2 protein-coding genes are annotated in these 1,963 nt (G+C 53.1%); both read left to right on the top strand.

Annotated elements, in window-relative coordinates; translation table 11 throughout:
- Positions 1-957 (top strand): ATP-binding cassette domain-containing protein (locus ACTG33_RS17125; protein WP_439136483.1); only part of this gene is annotated, 957 nt, incomplete at its 5' end.
- 47 nt (positions 958-1,004) lie between these two features.
- Positions 1,005-1,963, top strand: a 959-nt coding sequence (gene rfaE1, locus ACTG33_RS17120) for a D-glycero-beta-D-manno-heptose-7-phosphate kinase (protein WP_439136481.1), incomplete at its 3' end; no start/stop codon positions are given.

The raw sequence follows: 1,963 nt of genomic DNA, 5'->3' as shown, positions 1-1,963 counted from the left end.
ATGGGGACTCTGGTGTATCTGGCCATGACCTTTATGGATACATCGAGTCCGGGCGCTTTTGTGGCCTATATTACGGCTGCAGGTTTACTTCCCAAGCCTATTCGCCAGCTGAGTGAAATTTACGGAACGATACAAAAAGGCATCGCCGCGGCCCAAAGCATTTTTGAGCAGCTGGATGAAACCCCGGAAAAAGATCGTGGTCAAGTTGCCGTACCGCGTGTTGAAGGGCGATTAGAATTTAAGCAGCTGTCCTTCACCTACAATCCGGAAGAGGGTGATGTGTTGAGAGAGGTTAACCTCTCTATAGAACCGGGTGAAACAGTAGCGTTGGTGGGCAGTTCGGGCAGTGGTAAATCAACATTGGCGAGTCTGATTCCGCGGTTTTATGAATATGATCGAGGGCAGATTCTATTGGATGATGTGCCTCTCACAGATTACACCCTGTCGTCATTACGCGAACAGATTGCCTTGGTGAATCAGGATGTGGTGCTGTTTAACGATACTGTGGCCAGTAATATCGCCTACGGCGGTTTGGCGGGCGCCTCTGAAGACGCTATTCGTCAGGCGGCGAAGGCGGCACATGCCACAGAATTTATTGAAGGTATGCCCCAAGGTTTTAATACTTTGATCGGAGAGGATGGCACACGTCTTTCTGGCGGGCAGCGTCAGCGTTTGGCAATAGCCCGAGCGTTACTGAAAGATGCACCAGTTTTGATTCTGGATGAGGCCACTTCGGCTCTGGATACCGAGTCGGAACGAGCGATTCAGGATGCCCTGGAAGAATTGATGAAAGGCCGCACAACATTGGTGATTGCGCACCGCTTGTCCACCATCGAAACCGCTGACAAGATTGTGGTTATGGATAAGGGGCGCCTGGTGGAGGCGGGCAGTCATACTGAGCTGCTGGCTCAGCAGGGTGTTTACGCCAAGCTGCATTCGATGCAGTTTCAGGGATAGCGGGTTAAAATAGCCCATAGCCATTAATGAATTACTGAGAACATATCATGAAACTCACCATGCCCCGCTTCGATCGCTCCCAGGTTCTTGTGATCGGTGACGTCATGCTCGACCGTTACTGGGTAGGCGGCACTTCGCGCATTTCCCCGGAAGCACCGGTTCCAGTGGTTAAGGTTAATGGCATTGAGGATCGTCCTGGCGGCGCTGGTAACGTGGCGTTAAATATTGCGGCGCTGGGTTCTGGGGCGTCTTTGATCAGTGTGGTTGGGCAGGATGAAGCGGCAGATGCTCTACGCTCTCGACTCGAGGCTGTAGGTATTCACACGGATTTTCAGGCGTCGACTGACAAACCCACCATTACTAAATTGCGTGTCATAAGTCGTCATCAGCAGCTGATCCGTATGGATTTCGAAGAGTCTTTTGCGGCAGAGGACAGCGACAGTTTTCTGGAAAAAGCCAAAAAGCGCCTGCCGATGATGGGCGCGGTGATTTTGTCTGATTATGCCAAAGGCAGTCTGCAAGACACTCAGAGCCTGATTCAGGCAGCGCGGGAAGTCGGTGTGCCGGTGTTGGTGGACCCTAAGGGAACAGATTTTGAACGCTACCGCGGCGCTACTCTGTTGACCCCTAACCTGCATGAGTTTGAAGAAGTCGTAGGCCCTTGTCCCCATGAGAGTGATCTGGTGGCCAAGGGAACTGAGTTGATGTTGTCGCTGGATCTTGAGGCGCTGTTGGTGACTCGCGGTGAATACGGCATGACTTTACTACGTCCGAATCAGCCCGAGTTCCATTTGCCAGCCCGCGCCCGTGAGGTGTTTGATGTGACGGGCGCCGGTGATACCGTGATTTCTGTGTTGGCGTCTTCACTGGCAGCGGGCAGTGAGCTGCCACTGGCGGTGGCTCTGGCGAATGTGGCAGCAGGAATTGTGGTGGGTAAGCTGGGTACTGCCACCATCAGTGGACCAGAATTGCGACGTGCGATTCAAGCTGAGCAAGGATCGCAGCG

This window comes from Pseudomaricurvus sp. (genome assembly GCF_965662505.1).
Lineage (GTDB): Bacteria > Pseudomonadota > Gammaproteobacteria > Pseudomonadales > Cellvibrionaceae > Pseudomaricurvus.
This window is presented reverse-complemented; position numbering and strand designations above follow the sequence as displayed.